Annotated in this window: 13 protein-coding genes; 11 read left to right on the top strand and 2 right to left on the bottom strand. The window is 46.9% G+C overall.

Annotation, left to right across the window (positions count from 1 at the left end):
• Positions 1-406: 406 nt before the first annotated feature.
• The 8 genes from QF049_RS12930 to QF049_RS12895 all read left to right on the top strand — a co-directional run bounded on the left by QF049_RS12930 (position 407) and on the right by QF049_RS12895 (position 12,450).
• Positions 407-2,500: an acyltransferase family protein gene (locus QF049_RS12930; RefSeq protein ID WP_307537889.1), complete on the top strand. Its 2,094-nt coding sequence runs from the start codon at positions 407-409 to the stop codon at positions 2,498-2,500.
• Between the two features lie 257 nt (positions 2,501-2,757).
• On the top strand, positions 2,758-4,071 hold the full coding sequence (locus QF049_RS12925; protein WP_150364925.1) for an extracellular solute-binding protein: 1,314 nt from the start codon (positions 2,758-2,760) through the stop codon (positions 4,069-4,071).
• 101 nt (positions 4,072-4,172) lie between these two features.
• A complete protein-coding gene (locus QF049_RS12920; RefSeq protein WP_091032136.1) occupies positions 4,173-5,054 on the top strand; it encodes a carbohydrate ABC transporter permease in 882 nt (293 codons plus the stop codon).
• Between the two features lie 36 nt (positions 5,055-5,090).
• Positions 5,091-5,945 (top strand): carbohydrate ABC transporter permease, encoded by an 855-nt coding sequence (locus QF049_RS12915; protein WP_165790059.1) that lies wholly within the window; start codon positions 5,091-5,093, stop codon positions 5,943-5,945.
• 30 nt (positions 5,946-5,975) lie between these two features.
• The gene (locus QF049_RS12910; RefSeq protein ID WP_307537885.1) at positions 5,976-7,757 is read left to right on the top strand and encodes a cache domain-containing sensor histidine kinase; all 1,782 of its coding nucleotides are present in this window, start codon (positions 5,976-5,978) and stop codon (positions 7,755-7,757) included.
• Positions 7,754-9,340, top strand: a complete 1,587-nt coding sequence (locus QF049_RS12905) for a helix-turn-helix domain-containing protein (RefSeq protein WP_307537883.1) — start codon at positions 7,754-7,756, stop codon at positions 9,338-9,340. Before QF049_RS12910 ends, QF049_RS12905 begins: the two co-directional genes overlap by 4 nt.
• Before the next feature lie 90 nt (positions 9,341-9,430).
• Positions 9,431-12,007: a beta-mannosidase gene (locus tag QF049_RS12900; RefSeq protein WP_307537882.1), complete on the top strand. Its 2,577-nt coding sequence runs from the start codon at positions 9,431-9,433 to the stop codon at positions 12,005-12,007.
• A gap of 215 nt (positions 12,008-12,222) precedes the next feature.
• Positions 12,223-12,450, top strand: coding sequence for a hypothetical protein (locus QF049_RS12895; RefSeq protein ID WP_307537880.1), 228 nt, complete (start codon positions 12,223-12,225; stop codon positions 12,448-12,450).
• A 114-nt stretch (positions 12,451-12,564) separates the two neighbouring features.
• Here QF049_RS12895 and QF049_RS12890 read toward each other — a convergent pair whose 3' ends face one another.
• Positions 12,565-13,680, bottom strand: coding sequence for an FAD-dependent monooxygenase (locus QF049_RS12890; protein ID WP_307537878.1), 1,116 nt, complete (start codon positions 13,678-13,680; stop codon positions 12,565-12,567).
• Between the two features lie 271 nt (positions 13,681-13,951).
• Between QF049_RS12890 and QF049_RS12885 the strand changes: the two genes are divergently transcribed.
• Entirely contained in the window at positions 13,952-14,434 is a 483-nt protein-coding gene (locus QF049_RS12885; protein ID WP_307537875.1) for a MarR family winged helix-turn-helix transcriptional regulator, read from the top strand.
• 99 nt (positions 14,435-14,533) lie between these two features.
• Here QF049_RS12885 and QF049_RS12880 read toward each other — a convergent pair whose 3' ends face one another.
• Entirely contained in the window at positions 14,534-14,833 is a 300-nt protein-coding gene (locus QF049_RS12880; protein WP_307537874.1) for a hypothetical protein, read from the bottom strand.
• 443 nt (positions 14,834-15,276) lie between these two features.
• Between QF049_RS12880 and QF049_RS12875 the strand changes: the two genes are divergently transcribed.
• Together QF049_RS12875 and QF049_RS12870 are read left to right on the top strand one after the other, a co-directional pair.
• Positions 15,277-17,301 carry a Na+/H+ antiporter gene (locus QF049_RS12875; protein ID WP_307537872.1) on the top strand — a complete coding sequence of 675 codons (2,025 nt, stop codon included), beginning with the start codon at positions 15,277-15,279 and terminating at the stop codon, positions 17,299-17,301.
• 108 nt (positions 17,302-17,409) lie between these two features.
• Complete coding sequence (locus tag QF049_RS12870; protein WP_307537870.1) at positions 17,410-18,348, top strand: aldo/keto reductase; 939 nt, start codon at positions 17,410-17,412, stop codon at positions 18,346-18,348.
• The last annotated feature ends 39 nt before the right edge of the window (positions 18,349-18,387 follow it).

Raw genomic sequence — 18,387 nt, 5'->3', positions numbered from 1 at the left:
TTTAGCCACTCAATGAAAAATACTATATTTAACGACAAAATTAGAGTATGATTTTACAGCTATATGAGCTGGCAGGAAAGGTTACATCGGTTTAATCGTTTGTAACTATTCCTGTAAAGTATGAGGCTTATTTCGGGCGTATAATGCTAAACGTGAACTCACGAATGAATATAAAGAATATTTTAATGATTAAACTTAATGGACAGGCAATTCGTCTTCTTTAAGATTATAGAATTCACACAGAATGTAGCATCATCGGATCGTGCTTCAAACAGAAGCTTTTCTTATGTTGTAAATGAAAGATGGAAGGTGCAATACGTATGTTAATGACAACCAGAACGATCAGGAGTTCCTTTATGCCCCCAACACCGATGTTGTTGATTCACAGTAACAAGGAGGGGCATGCATGTCACAATCGTTAAACCGTAAGAGACATATGAATGGACTTGACGGCTTGCGAGCCATCGCTGTACTTGCGGTAATCGCGTATCATCTGAATTTGGATTTTATTCCGGGCGGACTGCTCGGTGTAGGGATATTCTTTGTTCTCTCGGGATATTTAATTACAGATATTCTCGTGTCACAGTGGCAGGAACATGGACGCATTTCACTCGGTGATTTCTGGGTAAGACGGGTGAGGCGTTTGCTTCCAGGCATGCTGACCATGACAGCTGTGGTGATGATCTGGTTAGCTTGTACAGACCCATCCCGGCTTGCTGCGCTTCGTGGTGATATCGTTTCGGGTGTATTATACATAAGCAATTGGTGGTATATCTTTCACAACGTTTCCTATTTCGAAAGTTTTGGCCCTCCATCACCGTTTGGACATTTCTGGTCACTGGCTGTGGAAGAGCAATTTTATCTTATATGGCCTCTTCTACTGATCGCAGCAATCGTAGTGTTCAAAAGAAAGGGATGGCTGGTCGTCTTCATTGTCGTCGCAGCTGAATTGTCTGCTGGCGCAATGGCCATCATGTATAATCCGGATCTGGACCCGAGCCGTGTATATTATGGAACAGACACGCGGGCATTCGCACTGCTTGCCGGTGCTGCTCTTGCAGTGGTGTGGCCTAGTCGCAAGCTGTCGAACTCTCTGTCTGGCATGAACCGGCTTGTGCTCGATGTGTCGGGACTTGCTGCGCTCGCTTTGTTAATCTACATGATGCTGAACAGCAGTGAATATGATGCGTTTCTGTATCAAGGGGGCATGGTGCTTCAGGCTATCGCAACAACGTTGCTGGTAGCGGTGTTGGCTCACCCATCGTCTTTCCTGGCACGTATCATTGGAGCGAAGCCATTACGCTGGATCGGAGAGCGATCCTACGGATTATATCTGTGGCATTATCCTGTCATTATGTTAACCAATCCCGCGGTGGATACGGGAGGAGCACATCCTGTACGAATCATTTTACAGGTTGCTGCAACGGTTGTACTGGCCTCATTGTCCCTTAAATATATTGAAAATCCGATTCGGTACAACGGATTCCGTGATTCTTGGTCCCGATTATGGGGAAGAGGGCGGTCATCGATCGGTATACGTAACGTATGGTGGAAGCGGGCAGGTCTGTTGATGACGATTCTGCTGTTGTCCTATACGGTATCTCAGATGATGGTCTCACATGCAGCGAACTCCGATTCCCATTCGGTATCGATGTCCAACACATTGAATGGAGAGAATTCCGTAGAAGAAGAACAGGGACAGGATGTGTTGCCAGCTATTACAGCGACGTCAGGCTCTGGTCAAAAGAACGATGCTCATACCCATAAACCGGAAGCAGGAACGAAAGATGATCTGGGGAAAAACGAGAAACCAACAGGAGAGTCTGCTCCAGACTCAAAACCTGACGACCAAGACAATTCAGTGAATCCTGGCAAGGACGGTCAGTCTGAAGATAAGCCGGCTGATGACTCCGTGACTAACGAGAATGATACACCAGATGACGCTGGAGCGAATCAATCCGATAATACGGATCATGCGGATGATGCACCTGATTCATCTCAGGACAATGAAGAAACGGCTCCTCCTGCCCAGGATGGCAAGGTTCATTATACCGTCATTGGAGATTCGGTGATTTTGGATGCAAAACCGTATCTGGAGCAAAGTATATCGGGAGTGTATGTGGACGGACATGTCGGTCGTCAGATGTGGCAGGCAGGTGATGTATTGGAAGGTCTGAAGCAAAACAACCAAATGGGCAGCAAAGTGGTGCTGGAGCTCGGGACGAATGGTTCCTTTAACTCCAAAAACTTGAATGCTGTGCTTGATTATCTGAAGGATGAGGATCGGGTATATCTGGTTACTGTGCGTGTACCTCGTCCGTGGGAACGTACGGTGAACAGGGCTTTGAATGAGGCAGCATCCAAATACAGCAATGTCTCGTTGATTGACTGGAACAGTGCAAGTGAGGGACATGACGAATATTTTGAAAAAGACGGCGTACATCTCACTACGCAAGGATCCGAAGCTTTTGCAGATCTGGTGAAAAACAGTATCCAATAATACGCAATCCAGATTTAATACGATTTAGCACTTATTCATTATATATAGCCTGGGTTGAAGCTACCGACGGCTGCAACAAGAAAGAGCTCTCATTGTGAGGGCTCTTTTTATATGTTATGAACAATAAGTCAGCAAAGTAAGTTCCAAACAGGGGAACCGATATTTTTCACCCCTGCATCCGTGGATCGTCACCTTACGGTATGATAGCGTTAACATTTACAATAAGTGTATTCAAATCGCCGAGGGGGATTATAGAGATGTTGAAAAAATGGCTTTCGGGTTTCCTGGCAATAACATTGTTCTCCATTATTCTGGCTGGCTGTGCTGGCGGGGACACTTCAGAAGGAGGCAGTGGCAATGACAAAGTAACCGTCACTCTCTGGCACAACTGGACCGGACAGGATGCAAAGGCGGTTGCGATGCGCAAAATAATTGAAGATTTTCGCGCGGCGCATCCAGATATTGAAGTTGTGGATGAAGGCCTGCCAACAGATGGTCTCAAAACTCGGCTTCGTACGGTGGCAGCTGCCAACGAGATGCCAGACCTGTTCGTGATGTGGCCAGATGCCATGACAAAGGAATTTGTGAAAGGTGACCTGTTACAGCCCATTAATGCAGAGCTGGACGCAAAGCCGGAGTGGAAAGACAACTTTATCCCGAATGCACTGGATGGATACACTGTGGACGGGAATATCTACTCCGTGCCGATGAATCTGGCGCCAAGTTCCTTCATTTATTACAATGAAGCTCTTTTCAAGCAGTACAACGTGAAAGTGCCTGAGACGTGGGCGGAACTGGAACAAGCGATTGCTACATTTAATCAAAATAAAGTCATTCCCATGGCACTTGGCAACAAAGCCAACTGGGTAGCTCAATCAACGATATTCAGTACACTGGCTGATCGGATTACCGGCACAGACTGGTTCCTGAAAGCGACAGCACAAGATGGTGCAAGCTTTACCGATCCGCAATTTATTGAAGCCTTGAACAAGATGCAGGAGCTTGGCAACACCAAGGCATTCCAGGATGGATTCAACAGTATCGATGAGACACAGATGATGCAGCTTTATTTCCAAGGTAAGGCAGCGATGGTCATGAACGGTGGATGGGCCTTGGCAAATCTGGTGAACAATGCACCTGAAGAGGTGTTGAACAACACCCATATTACGATTCTTCCTCCAGTGGACGGAGGTCAGGGTGAACCAAGAACAACATCCGGTGTTGTAGGAACCGGGTTGGGTGTAAGTAAAAAGCTGAGCGGTGCACAAAAAGAGGCAGCGATGGAGCTGTTCTACGCGCTGGCAGGACCTGATGGTCAGAAGGCCACATTGGATAGCAGCACATTGGTGAGTTACAAGATTGATCTGGACAAAACCAAAGCACATCCATTGTTCGTAGAATTATATGATCTGATGCAGGAAGTGAAGATCACGCCAGTATACGATTCCAAGCTGGGATCGGCAACGGTTGAGGTTATTAATAATGCATTGCAAGAGTTGCTTATGGGCGGCAAGGCCGAAGACATTGCGGCTAAAATTCAGGCGGCTCAAGCCAATGCAGTTAGTCAGTAACCATTCGTTAAAACCCCTTCCCGGCAGGGGAGGGGTTTTAAGTATGAATGGGATAGTCAGTTGCAAGTTGGTAAAGGAATTTATCGAAGGGAAGTGAACAGATGAACGCACTGCGCAGTCGGCGTTTTATTATGCTGGGGTTGGCCCCGGCAGTCATCATTTATGCATTGTTTGTATTTGTACCGGTCGTGTGGTCGGCATACTACGGTTTCTTCAACTGGTCCGGCATCGGCGCATCCAAATATATTGGTGTGGATAATTACGTGGAGATCTGGCATGATCCTGTATTTTGGCGGGCACTGAAAAATAACGTTATTTTTGTGTTGGCATCGGTATTTGGACAAATTCCGTTAGCGCTGATGCTGGCGGTCATCTTACACAAAAGCAATCCATTACAGCGGTTTCTGCGCTCAGCCGTATTTCTGCCGATGGTGTTATCCACTGTAGTTATCGGTATGATCTGGCAGTATATCTATCATCCGCAGATCGGGATATTGAACTTTCTGCTGGACGCACTGGGGCTGGAAAGTTGGAAGCTGCAATGGCTGTCCGATGACAAGATTGCAATTTTCTCATTGGTACCGCCGCTGCTCTGGAGCTTTGTCGGGTTGTATCTAATTATCTTCATCTCGGCGCTACAGAATATTCCCGGCGAGATTCATGATGCTGCCAAAATAGACGGGGCTTCAGGAATCCGGAAGCTGGTATCAGTCTCTTTGCCCATGATCTGGGGTACGGTTCAGGTAGCGATCATTCTATGTATTTCGGGTAGTCTGAAATCATTCGATCTGGTCTACATCATGACCAAGGGTGGTCCGGCACATGCGACAGAACTGCTTGCAACGTATATGTACAATTCAACCTTTACAACATACCGATATGGTTTTGGTAGTGCGATCTCAACAACTATTGTACTGATTTCCCTGCTGCTGATCGGAACAAGCCAGTGGCTAACCAGTCGCAAACGAAAAGAGAATCAATAGAGAGGAGGAGTTATCATGCAAGTGACACCTGTATCCATGCCATCACCACGAAGCAGCTCGGGCCATCCGATTCGCCGCCTACGTAGCGGAATTGTTTGGACGCTGCTAACGGTCTATGGTATTTTAACATTGTATCCGTTCTACTGGCTCGTGATTAGTGCATTCAAAACAAATGAAGATTTCTATAGCAGGCCCTTTGGTCTGCCGGAAAACTGGAATGTTGCCAATTTCAGCAATGCATGGGAAAGCTCCAGGCTGGGGACCGCTTTTGGCAATTCACTAATCGTATCGGTGGGGTCACTTATTCTAACGCTGTTTATTGCAGCGCTGGCTTCATTCATCCTGGCTCGTTTCCAGTTTCGCTGGAAAGGGTTAATCATGACCTTCTTTGTTGTTGGCATGCTCATTCCGATCCATAGTACACTTGTCCCCTTATTTATTTTAATGAAACAGATGTCCCTGCTAAATACGTACTGGGCCTTAATATTACCTTATACGGCTTTTGCATTGCCTACGGCAATTTTTGTGCTTACTGCTTATCTGACAAGTGTTCCACGTGATATTGAAGAAGCAGCTTTTATTGATGGAACAGGACTTTGGGGGCTGTTTACCCGGATCATGTTACCCATGTCCGTACCTGCGTTGTCAACGGTTACGATCCTGAGTTTCTTGCATGCGTGGAATGACTTTTCATTTGCGCTTGTATTCATCAACAAAACCGGATTGAAAACGTTACCGCTGGCCATTGCGAACTTTGCGGATGGGTATCAAACCGATTACGGATTAACGCTTGCTGCCATGACCCTGTCGGTCATTCCAACCATTATCTTGTATCTCGTATTCCAGGAACAGGTTATGAAAGGTATGACAGCCGGAGCTGTCAAAGGGTAAGCGAAAGCGCATCCAGAGGAGGAGAAACGTTTGGCACGCTGGCTCACATCTTCGTTACAAAGGAAGCTATCCGTCGTTGTGACGGCTTCAATGATTGTGCCTTTGCTGGCCTTGGGCCTGTTTGCCTTTCTAATCTCTTCCCGCATCACAGAGCAAAAAACAAAGCTGTCCGGCATGGATACGCTGAAACAGGTAGAGGCCAATCTTCGTTATATGTTGCAGGATGCCGAGAATCTCTCCATTTTCCTGATTGGAGAACGGGACATCCAGCAGTATCTTAGCCACAATGAAGATCATGAGCTGGACCGGGTGGATATCCTGGGCAGGATGACCAATCTGGCGGCTTCCAAGAAATATATTGCGAACATCGCCATATATCCAAGCCGATTCGATGCCACATTGTCTACGGCTACCTGGTATGAATACAATAATTCAAGTTTATCTTATCCACCAGTGCCGAGCGGAGAAGCAGTGAAAAAATGGACGGGGGTATATCCGGTCCAGAATTATGCGGGTATACAAAATGTGATCACATTGGTTCGGCCGATTCGCAGTATCCATGATTATCGACCCATCGGCTGGTTAGCCATTAGTCTGGATGAGAAGGCCATATCCAAGGGATGGGCCGCTCTGGGATTAGGCAGAGGGCAAGGCAGACTGGAGCTCATCGGCAGTTCTGGAGAGATTCTGTCTTCGATGGACAAATCCCGGCTTGGACTTAAGCTGGAAGGTGTCGAACCAGGGATTTCGACGTTAATTCAGAATGGCGGTAGCGGAACCACCACGTATGGCAGTGGTGACGATAAACGGACGTTGCTCTATTATCCGGAAGAATTGACGGGGTGGACGTTGGTTGGAACGGTTCCTTATGACCAGTACAAGTCGGAGAATCGGTACATTCTTATTCTAACCGGCTGCGCCGTTGCGATGTCTGCTGCGATCAGTGCTGGCTTGGTCTGGTTTACGGTGAGGCGTGTGACGAGGCCGCTTCGTGTGCTTACTCGGCATTTGTCCCGAATTGATCCAGAACGTCCGCTTCCTTTGTTTCGATCTGAAAGTGATGACGAGATTGGCAGGCTTGGGGAGAGTTACAATCTGCTCGGTGCACATATTCAGTTATTGAAGGAAGAGGTTATTCGAGGTGAAGCTCGCAAAAAAGAAGCGGATCTTCGTGTGCTTCAGGCGCAGATTAACCCGCACTTTCTGTATAACACGCTCTCTTCAATTCATTGGATTGCCTTGATGTCTGAAGAGAAGCGGATCGCGGATATGGTTGAGGGCCTGAGTGATTTTCTACGTATCAGCTTGAATAATGGTCAGGATTACTGCCCTGTGGAACAGGAGATCGCTCATATTCGCCATTATGTGCGTGTGCAGTCGATTCGTTTCCCTGATCAATTTGTGTTGCATTATATCGTAGATCCAGCGCTTGAGAAGCGAATGATGCTGAAGCTATTGCTGCAACCGCTTGTTGAGAACGCCATGATTCATGGCATTCAGCCCAAAGCAGGCGTGGGCACCATCACCATAATGATTCGCAAGGATCCGGATAATGAACAGATGAATGTGCTGGTGCTGGATGATGGTGTCGGCATGGAGCCGGACATGCTGGAACAATTAAGGATAAGCATTAGGGAATGGAAGGGAAAACAGCCGGAAAAACAGCTAAACCAAGGCGGTTATGGGCTCTGCAATGTGAATGAGAGGCTGCTGCTCCATTATGGAGCGGATGCACAGCTTGAAGTAGACAGCAGGGTTGGGGGAGGTACCCGGATTTCGTTTTCCATTCCAATCTTGGAGGGTTCGCCATGAGACTATTAATTGTTGATGATGAAGTGATTATCCGTACAGGGCTTGCCAGCGTTATTGCTTGGCATGAACTCGGAATTGAACTCCTTCAACCTGCTGCCTCGGCAGAGGAGGCGTTAACACGCATGGCTGAGGAACGTCCGCATATCCTGATGACGGATATTCGGATGACAGGTAGATCAGGGCTGGAACTGGCAGAAGAGGGCCTGCGATTGCTACCTGAGCTGGAGGTCATTATTTTGTCCGGATACGATGACTTTTCTTATGCGCAACAGGCGATTCGCCAAGGCGTTACAGATTATCTGCTCAAAACAAGCAAGCCGGAAGAGATCATCAAGACCGTATTACAGGCCAAACAAAGAATCACGGAACGTTGGGCAGAGAAGTCCAGAGAGGGACAGCTTATGCGGGAGAATCGGGAGCGGCTATTTGCCGGGTGGATCATTGACGGTGACACCGCTTCGGGCCAATTTCCTTCGTTTTTGCGATCTGATGTTGGAAAAGAGGCAGGGGTTAATGGCCTTGATGATGAACAGCTTCTCAGACAAGTCATTATTCTTCGAGCAGAGGGTTGGGATCGATCCTCGGATGCGCTATTACGATTTGCGGTGCAGAATACCCTGGAGGATATGTTACCTGGTGCCATTGCTCATGTAGAGAAACAGCAAATTATTTGTGTAGTTTCATGGCCGCCTGTGGAACATGAAACTACGTTCAGGCTGGAGAGTGCATTACGTCGGGTGGAGCAATTACTGAAGTGCACCCTGCGCGCAGCGGTAGGTCTGCCTGTGCGTGGATATGCAGATCTGCACGAAAGCTACAGTACTGCCTCAGCTGCATTCCGATATCGGGGTTTGATGGATTATAAAGTATGGCATTATGAGCACATTCAGGATCGTCAAGGTGGCAAAACCGTACTTACGCACGAAGAGGAGACCAGACTTGGTACAATATTGCTGGATAATGATTCAGTCACGTTAACGACATGGACGCGGGAACTTGTGGCTAAGTTGATTACAGAACCGGAGGTCACACCAGAATCGTTCAGTGCCTGTCTGCACTCAGCCGTTATTGCAGGTCATCGCTGGCTGACTCGCACAATGCGAGCCACAGGGCGTGAAGAACCCACAAGGCTCGAGCCATGGTTGCCGGAACCCGATGCCGAAGCTGCGGAGCTCGGGGATATGCTGTTCCATCATCTGTATGGTCTGATGCATGTCTATCATAGCCGAATGGCTCAGGGACAGGCTGCCCATGTGCAGAAGGCTATCGGTTATATTGAATCTTCATTGGCGCAGGATATTAATCTGCAGCAGGTAGCTGGACATGTTCATTTGCATCCGGGTCACCTCAGTGAGCTGTTTAAAAAAGAAATGGGTGTGACCTTCGGAGATTTTGTCACCGATATGCGTATACGAAGAGCGATGGATATGCTCGCGGTGTCTCCAGCGAAGGTTAGTGAGGTCGCTGCCATCAGCGGCTACGAGGACGTGAAATATTTTAGCAGACTGTTCAAAAAACATACCGGCAAGACCCCGAGTGAATATCGCGAAGAGGCGTTGTCGTTCAAGCCTTCGGGAAGTTAGAGATGAGCAGATTAGGAAACATGTCTTGCCTTACTGCAAACGTTTTCGATAGGGTATTACTCAGGGTTATTGGAGAGTGAGGGCATACTGATGAAGACCTATAGTTCAAGTCAGGATTTATCGGGACAATGGAAGATACAACATTTTGAAGTTGGAGAGAAGCGGGCAATGGATGTGGCAGCAGCTGCGCTGGATGACCGTTTCTGGATTGGGGCTGAAGTGCCTGGCGATGTACACGCTGCACTGGTTGAGCGCAGTATTATTGATCCGCCCTATTATGGACATAATGATGCCAAAAGTCGCTGGATTGAACAAAAGGAATGGTGGTACCGCACAACCTTCAATCTGGTGAGAGATACAGAGAGCGAGGAGCACTTTGAATTGGTGTTCGAAGGATTGGATACGTTTGCAACGATATATGTCAACGGCCATGAGGTCGGGAAAACGGCCAATATGCTTATGTCACATACGTTTAATGTAACGTCACTGGTACGGAGCGGCTGGAATGCGATTGCTGTCAAGTTTGACCCGCTTCACCTGCATCACCGGGACAAAGAAACCTTCGACTGGTCCTCGTATACGAAGGAACGGCCATGGTTGCGTAAAGCAGCGATGAACTTTGGCTGGGACTGGGGTCCACGCATGGTTACGGTGGGGATCTGGGGTGCCGTACGACTGGAAAAACGAACAATCGCCAAGCTGGAAAGTGTGTATGCTCGAACGGAATCAGTCAGTACAGAGCTTGCTGTATTACGCGTCACGGCGGATGTGAAGTCAGTCTTGTCTTACCGTAGCAGACAGAAACGTGAGCAGGCTGTGGTTGCGACCTGTAATGTTCGTCTGTTGGATCGCAGCGGACACGAGGTGGCAGGTGCCAGTGAACTACCTCTAGAAGGTGGTAAGGCAGAAACCACATTAAACATTACGTCACCTCAGTTATGGTGGACTCATGATCTGGGTGAACCTTATCTGTATACGCTGGAGGTTACATTATACGCAGATGGCGTTGAGGTGGATCGTTATAGCGAGCCTTATGGGTTACGAACGATTGAGCTGGCTCTTCACAATGAACGGGGTGAAGATACATTTACGTTTATTCTGAACGGAGTCAAAGTATATGCCAAGGGTGCCAACTGGATTCCGGCTGATCATCTTATTGGTGCCATCCCAAACTCCCGGTATCGTGAGCTTGTCGAGCTGTCGGTGGAAGGGCATATGAACATGTTGCGTGTCTGGGCTGGTGGTATATATGAGAAGGATGTCTTCTACGATGAGTGTGATCGGCAAGGAGTGTTGGTGTGGCAGGATTTTGCATTCGCGAACGCACTGTTCCCGGATTTCAATCGTGATTTCATGGATAATGTACGGCAAGAGGTAGAAAACAATGTCTTACGCCTGCGTAACCGTGCCTCGCTTGCTATCTGGTGTGGTAATAACGAGATTGACTGGCTCTATGATATGAAGTCGGCAAGTGGAGATATTACCAGTCCGTTCTACGGTGAACAGATCTATCATGAACTGATCCCTGAAGTGCTGGATCGCTTGGATCTGTCCCGTCCGTACTGGCCTTCTTCGCCGTTCGGGGATAGCAACGGTCAGGATGCGAATGATCCCGATGTCGGGGATCGTCACAACTGGCAGGTATGGCATGGCTCGGTCTATCCAAGGAAGCATGGAGAGCCGCCGCTGCTGGACTATAGTATTGAAGGTGTGACGTTTAAAAATTACAAAAAGGATCATGCGCTTTTCAGCAGTGAATTTGGTATGCATGCCTCGGCCAATCGTTACACGCTGGAGAAAAATATGCCCGCTGGGCAGTTTTACTGGGGCAGTCCAGAGATGGCCTACCGTAACAAGGATACCAATCATCAGAAAGGCATTCTGCTAATGGAGGGTTACACAGGCATTCCGCAAGATATAGAAGAGTATATGAACTACTCCATGCTTACTCAAGCAGAAGGGCTGCGATATGGAATTGAACATTTCCGGCGGATCAATCACCGTAACAGCGGAGCGCTTGTGTGGCAATTGAATGACAGTTGGCCGGGGACAAGTTGGTCCATGATTGATTATGAACTGCTGCCGAAGGCATCCTTTTATTATGGGAAAATATTCTTTCATCCTGTCCTGTTGTCACTGGAGCATGAGCCGGGTGATCCGCTTGCGTTGTGGGTTGTGAACGATACACGTGACGTCTTAAAAGGGGAGCTTCGACTTAATATCTATGCATTGAGTGGAGAGAAGATCTACTCCAGCTCACATGCTGTTGAAGTAACATCCCAATCCTCACGGTGTATTGCTGAATTAACTGAAGTAGAGGTGTTACAGGGTAGACGCGCGGAGGAAGTAATGGTTGAGTTGGTATCCGAAGGATTTGCGGCACCGAGCAATCGATACTTCTTGCGTGATCCTAAGGATGTGACGTTGCCAGAGTCGCAATTGAGCGTACATGTGAATGAAGAGGAACAGTCTGTAACGGTTACGGCCAGTAGTGCGATTGCTCGATTGGTGAAGCTGGAGCTTCCCCTTGGACGTGTACGATTCAGTGACAATTATTTCGATCTGCTCCCCGGTGAGAGCCGAACAGTGAGACTACGTCATCCAGAGCAAACGTCTCTGCCTCTGACGGAACTTCGAGTTAGTGCCATGAACGGCAGAGAAGGATAAAATAATAATAACAGACTTCGAATCTTATTCGAGGTTCAAGGTGGTAATCCTGATCAGGGATGCCACCTTTTTTACTTTCGCAGCAGGGTGAGTTACTGTCGTTGTGTCAGGTGGTTTTGTCCTTATTCCAAAAGCGAAACTTCCAATCGGGTTCACATCTTGGATCATTAAGGTTAGAATGATATAAAGAAATCGTTTTCAAAGGAGGTGGATTCATGTCATTTGTCTTTTACCCGGAGATGGTTATATTCTTTCTGATGTTGATCCTGCTGATTGTTGGTATTGTATATATCGTTCGTAAAAGCAAACAAGTATTGCGCCGCTTAAGTAATCTGGAGAAAGCAGTATATGAAAAAGACAACATCTCATCCTATCCGAAGGACCTTGATACTGTACAAGAAACACCCAGAGAAGACACGTTTGCTCCACGCAAACGAAAATGAAGATACGGAATTACATAAAAAAAGATAAACCAACAAACCAAAGAGCCGATTCTTCTCTATGAGGAAGTGATCGGCTGTTTGGGCATATAGGCATTTTATCCGTATTAACTAGGTTTAGAGAAAGGATTCATAACGCTGTTGGAAAGAGGATTCCATCTCCACTTGTCGAGCAAGTTGCTGCTGTACCTTTGCACCGCGAATCGTCTGAAGTTCCTGAAGTTGTGCAGTGGAACTGAATTGATCTGCAGCCATTTGGACAAGTAATTCGGAGAGCACATCCGCATCTTCGAGCGCGGCATTAAGTCCAAACGCACCTGTTGGGGTCATGGTATGAGCGGCATCACCGATGAGTACAACATTGTCCTGTGCCCACGACTGGCAATAGCTGCTTTCGACAGATAATAGAACAAAATCACTCCAGCTCTGAATATTGGCAGCTACAGAATCAGACAGGCAAGGAAAAGCAGATACAAGTTTATCTACAAAAGGAGCAATCGGCTGCTCTCGCAGCTTGGAGTAAGCTCCCTCGGGAATGTTCCATCCAATCTGAACATAACCGCCGAACTGTGAGAACAGTGCGAGCTGTTGACCATCCATGCTGGCCATCCGAACAGCGGGTTCCCAACCTACGGGTGCCGGAATGCGTGCCCAGAGCAGATCATACCCGTGCTTGCGAATCTCCGGGGTCATACCGGAATGTTTGCGTACAGCAGAGTATCTACCATCAGCACCAACAATTACAGATGCTTCAATGGAGGCAGGAACGCCGTTCTGCCGAATGTTAATACCCACGACCTGGCCGTTCTTGTCTCGTAACAAACCGGTCATAATCGTATTGAATAGTACTTGTTTATATGAACTGTGCTGCTGAGCATGCGACACGATGGCTTCCAGGAGATGATCTTGGGGTACATGAATACCAACATGAGATTCTCCATTGCCCGGTGATACCGTATGAATAATCTGCCCATTTTCCCAATACTGAATCTGTTCCAAGAGCAGCGCTCCGCGTTCCTGAATGAGGGAATAGAGGCCGTGTTTATTCAAAATGGCTTCGCCATCCACATTGAGCAACTCCCCGCGAAAAGACTTGTGCAGGTGGGGCTGCCGCTCAATGAGCATCGTGGAGATTCCTTTTTGATTCAGTAAATAAGAAAGCAAAGCACCGCCAGGACCTGCGCCGACGATGCAAACATCTGTTTTAAGTTGAGATTGTGTATTCTGATTCATGTGCATAAGTCCCTTGCATTATAATGGTGACGCTTTATTTACTTTATAACAACAGATTTATTAAAATCATTAAGTAACTAAAAGTAACTTTAAAGATATAGGTTATTATAAACAAACCCGTTGCCATAATGCAATAGGTGAAACCCAAAATAAAACAAGAGTCATGCAGTCAACTATAGGGTGCCCGATACAAGCGCATTTTTCACAAACATCATAGTGTAAATATGTTACAATATGAGGTAGGTTATGATGAAAGGCAGGAGGAACGTTTATGAGCCCGGATACGGAGCGAAACTCTCAATTGGCAAATGTAGATCAATTGTTGGAGGCCTTCTTCAGATATAAAAATAAAGTATTGGATCAGCAGCAGAAGAGCGAAACCAACTGTAAACTGAATCCGACAAAAAGTCATATATTGGGCATGATTTTACGTGAAAAACGCTGCATGGCGGTTGATGTGGCCAGACAACTCAGTTTGTCTTCCGGCGCAACCACCATTGTACTGAATCAACTGGAGACGGAAGGGTTGATCCAGCGGGTGCGCAGTGAAGAAGATCGGAGAATTGTGTGGCTGTCCTTAACGGATGAAGGCGCGCAGCTTGCCAAGACACTTAATGCGAATCGCGGCCGAATGACGTGGGAATTGTTGCAAGCACTTTCCGAAGAGGAGCAACAGCAGATGTTTGGCATGCTGAAGAAAATTGAACTGAAACTACTGGAGAACATGAAGTCGTTTGAGCAGATCCACCGGTAGTCCATAATATGACTTGATTCCTTGAAGACGTCAGTCCTCATGAGTTCGTCCCTAATTGCGGGGGGATGAACCTTTGAAGACTGGCGTTTTTGAGTTGGTTTACAAATGAAAGCGAGCCACATGATCCGTTAAGCCTTCCTGGATCAAAACTTCTTTTTGTTTGCTGCCCATCAGGTCAAAGTGGGGAAATGGCTGCCGCCGATGAATGTATCGCGGGTCCAGCCCATGATCGTTGCACCAACGTTCGAGACGTTCCAGATCTGCACAGCCAACTTTGGTGACACTGGTGATACCGGGGAATCGGTTGTCAATCCAGAAATGAGTGAGGTACGCAATCTCACCACGAGCCACTTGTTCCTTCCACGCAGCAAGCTCTTGTCGTTTAATTCCAAATGCCATAGATGCAAGTTCCTTTCCAAACGGGTATTGTCCTGAGCATATTGTAACATCTTATATACAGAATCCATCAGAAATCTTCAATCTATATAAGTTGAACTAAAGATTATTTACACTGACACTACGATGACAGAATAACCTTCCAATCGCTGTTATCCCCAGATTTTTTTGATTCCCTTTTCCAAAGGGGAAAATCCGGGGATAGCGTATGCTTCCGATGCAGCTTTCTTTCAGAAAGCTTTTAGGCGAACGCTTCGCTTTTTCAGGTTTTTTCTGTCCTCTCCGTTATCGTGTAAATGAATAGTTCAACTTATATAGACTAGTCTGAGAGCAGTTAAATGGGTATATGAATATGACAACATTTTTATAATGAAGTATGGATTATGTTAAAATAAACCTATACAACAAAGGTTTCACCACTTCTATAGCGGAAAGGGATTGTCATCATGGAAATATTTACTGCCGTACTTGTGTTACTGGTCCTGATCGGTTTATCCAATATTTTAAACCGGTTTGTACCCTTTATTCCCGTTCCGCTTATTCAAATTGTGCTTGGTGTAGCTATAGCTTTGCTTCCCGCAGGTGTTCACCTGCCGTTGAATCCGGAATTGTTCTTTGTACTTTTCATCGCACCTTTGTTATACAACGATGGTAAGCGAACGCCAAGAAATGAATTATGGAATCTGCGTGCACCGATACTTCTGCTTGCATTAGGGCTTGTATTCGTGACAGTAGTCGTGGCGGGATATGCCATTCACTGGCTGATTCCTTCGATTCCGTTACCTGCTGCTTTTGCTCTTGCAGCCATATTGTCCCCGACAGATGCAGTGGCCGTTGGCGCCATGGCAGGGCGAGTACATTTGCCCAAAGGCATACATAGACTTCTTGAAGGTGAAGCATTAATGAATGATGCATCCGGCTTGGTCGCCTTCAAATTCGCGATTGCAGCCACGGTTACAGGTGTATTTTCCCTGGCGAATGCAACCTTTAGTTTTATTCTGATTGCGATTGGCGGACTTCTTGTCGGGGCATTGTTATCTTTTCTGTTAATCAGGCTAGGGGTATGGATCCGTAGACTGGGCATGGAAGATGTGACAATTCACATGCTGCTGCAAATCCTGACGCCATTTATCATCTATCTGGTGAGTGAAGAAATTGGGGTATCAGGTATTCTTGCAGTAGTGGCAGGCGGTATTATCCACGCTATTGAGCGTGACCGCGCTGAATCGGTTCAGTTGAAAATGCAGGTGGTATCTGCGAGCACGTGGTCAGTCATTTTATTTATACTAAATGGTCTGGTGTTTGTTATTCTGGGTGTACAGGTCCCGGATGTGTTGAGTACCATTTTTGAAAATGTTTCGTTTAATAACTTGCAGGTGTTGGGGTATGTGGGCTTGATCTCGGTGCTACTGCTGGTTCTGCGTTTCCTCTGGATCTATCTGTTCTGGCAAGGGAATGAATTGCTGCGTACCAAATCCTCAATTGGCCGGCCCAGATTCAAGGATATTACGATCATTTCCCTCTCTGGGGTGCGGGGGGCTGTAACATTGGCGGGTGCCTTCTCCATTCCTTATGTGCTTCAGGATGGATCACCTTTTCCTGAAAGGGATCTGATTATTTTCCTCGCGGCAGGGGTTATCCTTTTCTCCCTGATTGCGGCGAGCGTGTTTCTTCCCGTTCTGGCCAAGGACGATGGGAAATCCACAGAAGAAACACCGCAGAAGTCAGAACGAAAAGCACATGACATTATGCTGAATGCTGCAATACGAGCTGTCAAATCCGAAATGAACGATGAGAACAAAGCTGCCGCTCTCGCGGTTGTCTCCGACTTGTCCAAGTACATCAGACAGGCCGCAGGTCAGCTTACCGCCGATAAACGCAAAGATATTCAGAAACAAGAAACGGCTATTAATCTGATTGCCACCCGTGCGGAACGTAAAGAAGTTGAAGTGATGCTGGACGAAAATGCAATTGCTTCTGATGCGGCCTTCAAATGTGACAGCTGGCTGGATCGCAAGGAAATGATGCTGGCGAATCGCGCAAACACTCAGTTCATGACCTCGATCAGCGAGATCGGGCGTGTGTTAGGACATCTGTTCACCAACCGGTCCCAGAAGCCGAATCAACCATTCATGCTTGAAAATGCAGAACTGTTCCGTCAGGTGAAGTTACGTACCTCTGAAGCGGCAATTAAGGCCATTCGTGCCCATATGAATGATGGGAATCGAGTCGTCGCACTGTCGGTCATTGCCAAGTATGAGCGTGTAATTGCCAAATTGCGCACCTGGAACCAGGGTAAAACGGAAGATCCGTTTAATCAGGAGAAATTGGAGTTGCAGATGGTGGCCATTCAGGAACAGCGTAATACGGTTCAACAACTGTATGAAAACGGCGAAATCACCCGTGATGTGGCTGCGAAACTGCGTCGGTTTATTAACGACGTGGAAGCGACTGCGCTGAAAAACACCTAATCCGATAAACCCGATATTTTAAATGTGCTAAACGGTTTGATATAATATGGACAAGAAAGACGTCACAACTAAATTGTACTTATTCGATCAGTGAAGGAGAGATGAGACATGGCAGAACAACAAATTCGGTTGGGTAAGACGGATCTGATCGTGAATCCCATTGGACTGGGTGCGAATGCAGTAGGCGGACATAATATCTATCCGGACATGCTGAATGATGAGACGGGTAAGGAAGTGGTTCGTACAGCTTTGAAACAAGGTATTAACTTTGTGGATACGGCATACATCTATGGACCTGAGCATTCCGAACGACTGATCGGTGAAGTATTGAAGGAAACCGGTCAGCGTCAGAATACGATTATTGCAACCAAGGCAGCTCATAAATTAGTGGATGGCAAGATTGTCATGGATAACTCACCTGCTTTTCTGAAAACATCCGTGGATGAGGCGTTGAAACGTCTGCAAACCGATTACATTGATCTGTTCTACATCCACTTTCCGGATGAACATACGCCTAAGGATGAAGCGGTAGATGCGTTAAAACAATTAAAAGACGCTGGTAAAATCCGCGCCATTGGCGTATCTAATTTCTCCATTAATCAGTTGCGTGAAGCCAACAAGGACGGGCATGTAGACGTACTGCAATCTGAATATAATCTGTTCAAAAGAGATGCGGAGAAAGAGCTGTTGCCGTATACGGCTGAGCATAACATTTCTTTTGTGCCCTATTTCCCACTGGCTGCGGGACTGCTGGGCGGTAAATATAATCGCAATACAACCTTTCAGGATGGACGGGCGAAGAATCCGCTGTTTACAGGTGAAGCTTTCATTGAAAATTTGGATAAAGTTGAGCAACTGCGCAGCATAGCACAATCCAAGGATGTTGAGGTCGCGCATCTGGTTCTGGCCTGGTACCTGACCCAGCCTTCCATTGATGCATTGATTCCGGGTGCCAAACGACCGGAGCAGGTCATTAACAATCTGCAAACATTAAATGTGGAATTAACTGCTGAAGAAATTGCTGTAGTGGATCAGATCTTTCGTTAATGAGTTTGAGTGAATCGGGAAATGCTAACAGGGAGTTTA

Source organism: Paenibacillus sp. W4I10, assembly GCF_030816325.1.
GTDB lineage: Bacteria > Bacillota > Bacilli > Paenibacillales > Paenibacillaceae > Paenibacillus > Paenibacillus amylolyticus_B.
Note: the sequence above shows the minus strand (reverse complement) of the source record. Positions and strands in the feature narration are given on the sequence as shown.

What these genes read in the sequence shown, in the direction of transcription:
- QF049_RS12930 (WP_307537889.1), top strand. Translation starts at nt 407, where the DNA reads ATGTCACAATCGTTAAACCGTAAGAGACATATGAATGGACTTGACGGC.
- QF049_RS12925 (WP_150364925.1), top strand. Translation starts at nt 2,758, where the DNA reads ATGTTGAAAAAATGGCTTTCGGGTTTCCTGGCAATAACATTGTTCTCC.
- QF049_RS12920 (WP_091032136.1), top strand. Translation starts at nt 4,173, where the DNA reads ATGAACGCACTGCGCAGTCGGCGTTTTATTATGCTGGGGTTGGCCCCG.
- QF049_RS12915 (WP_165790059.1), top strand. Translation starts at nt 5,091, where the DNA reads ATGCCATCACCACGAAGCAGCTCGGGCCATCCGATTCGCCGCCTACGT.
- QF049_RS12905 (WP_307537883.1), top strand. Translation starts at nt 7,754, where the DNA reads ATGAGACTATTAATTGTTGATGATGAAGTGATTATCCGTACAGGGCTT.
- QF049_RS12900 (WP_307537882.1), top strand. Translation starts at nt 9,431, where the DNA reads ATGAAGACCTATAGTTCAAGTCAGGATTTATCGGGACAATGGAAGATA.
- QF049_RS12895 (WP_307537880.1), top strand. Translation starts at nt 12,223, where the DNA reads ATGTCATTTGTCTTTTACCCGGAGATGGTTATATTCTTTCTGATGTTG.
- QF049_RS12890 (WP_307537878.1), bottom strand. Translation starts at nt 13,680, where the DNA reads ATGAATCAGAATACACAATCTCAACTTAAAACAGATGTTTGCATCGTC.
- QF049_RS12885 (WP_307537875.1), top strand. Translation starts at nt 13,952, where the DNA reads ATGAGCCCGGATACGGAGCGAAACTCTCAATTGGCAAATGTAGATCAA.
- QF049_RS12880 (WP_307537874.1), bottom strand. Translation starts at nt 14,833, where the DNA reads ATGGCATTTGGAATTAAACGACAAGAGCTTGCTGCGTGGAAGGAACAA.
- QF049_RS12875 (WP_307537872.1), top strand. Translation starts at nt 15,277, where the DNA reads ATGGAAATATTTACTGCCGTACTTGTGTTACTGGTCCTGATCGGTTTA.
- QF049_RS12870 (WP_307537870.1), top strand. Translation starts at nt 17,410, where the DNA reads ATGGCAGAACAACAAATTCGGTTGGGTAAGACGGATCTGATCGTGAAT.